The 4,944-nt window shown below is 58.5% G+C and carries 4 protein-coding genes and 1 pseudogene; 3 read left to right on the forward strand and 2 right to left on the reverse strand.

The genetic code is table 11. From position 1 onward, the window contains the following. A partial coding sequence (locus B2W52_RS11460) for a formyltetrahydrofolate deformylase (RefSeq protein WP_286803124.1) occupies positions 1–598 on the reverse strand: 598 nt, incomplete at its 3' end. 143 nt (positions 599–741) lie between these two features. Here B2W52_RS11460 and ggt point away from each other — a divergent pair. From ggt to ftsH, 3 genes are read left to right on the forward strand one after another with little or no spacing between them, the layout of a single operon-like run. After that, entirely contained in the window at positions 742–2,505 is a 1,764-nt protein-coding gene (gene ggt, locus B2W52_RS11465) for a gamma-glutamyltransferase (RefSeq protein WP_008172072.1), read from the forward strand. A 40-nt stretch (positions 2,506–2,545) separates the two neighbouring features. Further along, the gene (locus B2W52_RS11470; RefSeq protein ID WP_014576785.1) at positions 2,546–2,794 is read left to right on the forward strand and encodes a thiamine-binding protein; all 249 of its coding nucleotides are present in this window, start codon (positions 2,546–2,548) and stop codon (positions 2,792–2,794) included. Then, entirely contained in the window at positions 2,791–4,704 is a 1,914-nt protein-coding gene (gene ftsH, locus B2W52_RS11475; protein WP_273017910.1) for an ATP-dependent zinc metalloprotease FtsH, read from the forward strand. The genes B2W52_RS11470 and ftsH overlap by 4 nt, the downstream gene beginning before the upstream one ends. Before the next feature lie 15 nt (positions 4,705–4,719). Here the strand turns inward: ftsH and B2W52_RS11480 are convergent. Beyond that, positions 4,720–4,944 (reverse strand): annotated as a pseudogene (locus B2W52_RS11480) (divalent cation transporter); the annotation flags it as partial.

The following is a 4,944-nucleotide window of genomic DNA, read 5'->3' on the forward strand; positions in this document are numbered from 1 at the left end:
TGAAGCCGGGCAGGAAGCTGTGGTGGATGTTGATGCAGCGCCCGGCGAAATGCGCCGCCTGCTCGTCCGACAGGATCTGCATGTAGCGCGCCAGCACCACCACATCGGCCTCATATTTCTGGAACAGCTCATCAATATGGGCGAAAGCTTCCTCTTTGTTTTCCTTGCTTACCGGCACGTGGTGGTAGGGAATCTCATGCCACTCCACCATCCGGCGCAGGTCGTCGTGGTTGGAGATGACCGCCACGATCTCGGCATTGATCTCCTTGCTGTGCCAGCGGTGCAGCAGATCAGCCACACAATGGGATTCCTTGCTGCACATCAGGATGACTTTCTTGGGCTGGGCCGAGTCGGCAATGTGCCAGTTCATATTGAATTCGCGGGCAATCGGCTCAAACGCGGCGCGGAACTGGTCCAGACCGAACGGAATCGAGGTGGCCTTGATCTCGTGCCGCATGAAAAACCAGCCGGTTTGCGTGTCGGAATGGTGACTCGCCTCGGTAATCCAGCCATTGTATGTCGACAGAAAATTACTCACCTTGGCGACAATTCCCACCCGGTCGGGGCAGGAAATCACAAGACGATAGGTATGCTCCATGAAAGCCTTTCCTTAACTGAAATCCGGGAAAGCAGGTGCGTCGGGGAATCACCGCCGACATTAACGGCAGGTTAACGGTACGCACCTATGAAAATGACCGGCTATCATAGCCTATCTGAACGCCAGAAACGAGGAATGGAGATATGGATAGAGGCCTCTACCAACGCACAATCAAAAACCTCGCCACGGGGCGCTCAGGCCGCCTTTCGATTGCGGCCGCCTTGACCTTTTTCATCACCACCGCGCCGGCCTTCGGACAGGCCATTCTCGAGGGTGAGCGGTTTCACCCGGTTACCGCAACCCAGGGCATGGTTGCCACCAGCCATACACTGGCCACCGAGGTGGCTCTGGAAGTGCTGAAAAACGGCGGCAATGCAATCGATGCAGCCGTTACCGCCGGTTTTGCACTCGCTGTTACCCAGCCCCGTTCCGGCAACATTGGCGGTGGCGGTTTCATGCTGATTTCCAGGGGCGACGGATCAGATCCGGAAGCCATTGATTATCGCGAAAAAGCGCCCGCTGCCGCCACAGAAACCATGTTCCAGGACGAATCCGGCGAGGTGGTCAGGAACCGCAGTCGTTTTACCCACCTGGCCGCAGGGGTTCCGGGCACAGTTGCCGGCCTTGCACTGGCGCTGGAGCGGCACGGCACCATTACCCTCAAGCAGGCACTGGCGCCGGCCATCAAACTGGCCCAAGACGGTTTCGTAGTGCCCCAGCGTTTTACTGAAGGTCTGGAGCAGGCCCGGGAGAGACTCGAGCGATGGCCCGCCACCCGTGACACCTTTTATAGGGAAGACGGCAGCGCCTGGCAGCCCGGGAAACGCTTTCGACAGCCGGAACTGGCGGCAACACTCCAGCGCATTGCCGACAACGGCGTGAAAGGCTTTTACGAAGGCGAAACCGCCGATCTGATTGCCAGCGAAATGGAACGGAATGGCGGCCTCATCACGCACCAGGACCTGAAAGACTATCGCCCGGTTGTCCGGGCGCCGGTTCACGGCAACTATCGCGGGTACGATATTTTCTCGATGTCGCCGCCCTCCTCCGGCGGCACGCACATTGTCCAGATCCTGAATATCCTGGAAGGCTTCCCGATGGCCGAGTTTGGCCATAACTCCGCTGATGCGATTCATCACATGGCCGAAGCCATGAAACTGGCCTACGCGGACCGTTCAAAATACCTCGGCGACACGGATTATGTGGAGGTGCCGCTGGCGGGGTTAACCAGCAAAGGCTACGCAGAAGAACTGCGCAAAGGCATTGATCCAGACAGGGCACGACCGGCCAGCGACATCAATCCCGGCCAGCCAGCTGCCTGGGAAAGCCCTGAAACCACCCATTTTTCCGTGGTGGATAAATGGGGCAACGCCGTGTCCAACACCTACACAATCAATTTCAGTTATGGATCCGGCATTACGGTGGAAGGCGCTGGATTCCTGCTTAACAACGAAATGGACGACTTCAGTGCCAAGCCCGGTGTGCCCAACGCTTATGGCCTGATCGGTGGCGAAGCCAACAAGGTCGAGCCCGGCAAACGCATGCTGAGCTCCATGTCGCCCACTATCGTTAAGAAGGATGGCAAGAACGTTCTGGTTACCGGCAGCCCCGGAGGCTCCCGGATCATTACCACCACCTTGCAGGTGATCCTCAATGTGATTGATCATGGAATGAACATCCAGACCGCCGTGAGCGCTCCGCGCATGCACCACCAGTGGCTGCCGGATGAAATCCGGATCGAACAGGGCATCAGCCCCGACACCATCCGGCTTCTGCAGGAGCGGGGGCACACGGTGGTCGGTGGATCAGCCATGGGCGCCATCCAGAGCATCCTGATTGACGAAGAGGGTGTTCTCAATGGTGGCGCGGACCCGAGGAGGAGCACTTCGTCGGCCATGGGCTATTAACGGGCAATTGACCAGGGTCACTGACCTGAATGGAGGCTTTATGTATCTTTCTGTACAACTGAGCTGCTATCCCCTGAAAGAGGAGTACAAGCAGCCAATCAAAGACCTGATCGCGCGCCTGGAGCAGACCGGACTGGAAGTCTATCCGGGGCGAATGAGCACCGAGATTTTCGGCGACTATGATGAGGTTATGGGCGTGCTCTCGGACACCATGAAATGGTCGTTCGAGACCTACGGCAAATCTGTCTTCGTGGCGAAGATCATGGAGGGCGACCGGAGACCGAAATGACAGCACCGAGTGGGCCAGACAACCAGCAACAGAAACCGGATCATAACCAACAACCGGTCATTCCGAACCAGTCTGCGTTCCTTTGGCTGAGCGCTGCCATCTTCCTGATGGTGCTCTGGCTGCAGGATGGCGGACAACCGCGGCTTCAGGACCTCGCCTACTCGGAATTCAAGACGGCTGTTGTGAACAATCAGGTGGCAGAAGTCACGTTGAAAGAAGAAGCCATTACCGGCTTGTTCACCGACAGCGGTGCAGCCGATTTCAGCTCTGACAGCCCACCCCACACCAGCACGCCCGGTTTCCATACCATCCGCCCGCCCATGGAAGACCCGTCGCTGCTCAACCTTCTTGAAGAGCACAGTGTCACCATTCGGGCCACGCCATCAGGTCTGCCCTGGTGGCAGGAAATGATTCGCGGCTTCCTGCCCTGGATCCTGCTGCTGGCGCTGATGTTCTGGTTCTGGGGTGCAGCGCAGAAACGCATGACACAGGGTGGCGGCCCGTTTGATTTCAGCCGCTCCAAGGCACGGCGGGCCCACAAGGAAACCTCTACCGCCACCCTGGACGACGTGGCCGGCATTGAATCCGCCAAGCGGGAAATTGCCGAGATCATCGATTTCCTGAAATCTCCCGAAAAATACCGGGCACTGGGTGCCGTCATGCCCAAGGGCGTGCTTCTGGTCGGCCCGCCGGGCACCGGCAAGACACTACTGGCCCGGGCCATCGCCGGCGAAGCCGAGGTGCCCTTCTACAGCATCAGCGCCTCGGAATTCATCGAGATGTTCGTGGGTGTCGGCGCCGCGCGGGTTCGGGACATGTTCAAGGAAGCCCGGAAAGACGCGCCGGCGCTGATTTTCATCGACGAACTGGATGCCATTGGCCGATCACGTGGTGCGGGCCTGGGTGGTGGCCATGATGAACGCGAGCAGACACTGAACCAGATCCTCACGGAAATGGACGGTTTCGAGGCTCACGAAAATGTTCTGGTACTGGCTGCCACTAACCGGCCGGACGTACTCGACAGTGCCCTGCTCCGCCCGGGCCGTTTTGACCGCAAGATCACCCTCGACCGCCCCCACAAGGAGGCCCGTGCGGCGATCCTGGCCGTTCACGTGCGAAAGGTGCCCCTGGCGAATGATGTCGACCTGGATCAACTGGCCGCACGCACCATCGGCTTTTCCGGGGCGGATCTCAAGAACCTCGTAAATGAAGCGGCGCTCACCGCAGCCCGCGAAAGCCTGCATGAGGTGAATGCCCATTGCTTTGATCTGGCCCGGGACAGAATTATTCTCGGTGAAGAGCGCGACACCAAGCTGAACCCGCAGGAGCGTGAGGCTGTTGCCTACCACGAGTGTGGTCACGCCATCATGGCCTACTACATGCCGAACGCGGATCCCCTTACCAAGTTGACCATCATTCCCCACGGCATGGCCATGGGAGTGACGGAACAAACCCCGCGGGAAGATCACTACACCTACACCGAAAGCTATCTTAAGGATCGCATCAAGGTGATGCTTGGCGGTCGCTGCTCGGAAAAGCTGATCTACGGAGAAGTCAGTACCGGCGCCCAGAACGACCTCAAGGAGGCCACCGCGCTGATACGCAAGATGATCGGCCAGTGGGGCATGAGCGAAAAGATCGGCCCGCTGGGCCTGAACATCGGCGAGGAACATGTTTTCCTGGGCCGGGAGATGGGCATGCCGAGGGAGTTCAGCGAAAAGATGGCTGAGATGATTGACGAGGAAATCCAGTCCCAGCTCCTGGCCCTCGAGAAGGCAACCCTCGACTTCCTGACCGAGCACCGAAACCAGTTGGACGCACTGGCCAAAGCCGTGCTGAAACAGGAAACGCTGTCAGCAGAGGACGTCGAGGAAATCCTGCGCAAGGAAGATGCACGGAAGATTGCCTGATACTCAAGTCATGGCCTAGATCACCAGGTAATGACTGAACAGGGTAATACAGAACCCAAGGACCGCTCCCAGAGGTGGCCCCCAATGCCGGTCAAGCCTCGACTGAGGAGCGATGTCCTGGAAAATCAGGTACAGAATACCCCCGGAAGCCATCAGCATCAGTGAGCCCAGTAATACGGGGCGCTCCGACAAGAAGAAATAGCCAAACAGGCCGGCCACCGGACCTGTGATCACCAGGCT

The sequence above is a fragment of the Marinobacter sp. UBA2498 genome, assembly GCF_002341575.1.
Lineage (GTDB): Bacteria > Pseudomonadota > Gammaproteobacteria > Pseudomonadales > Oleiphilaceae > Marinobacter > Marinobacter manganoxydans.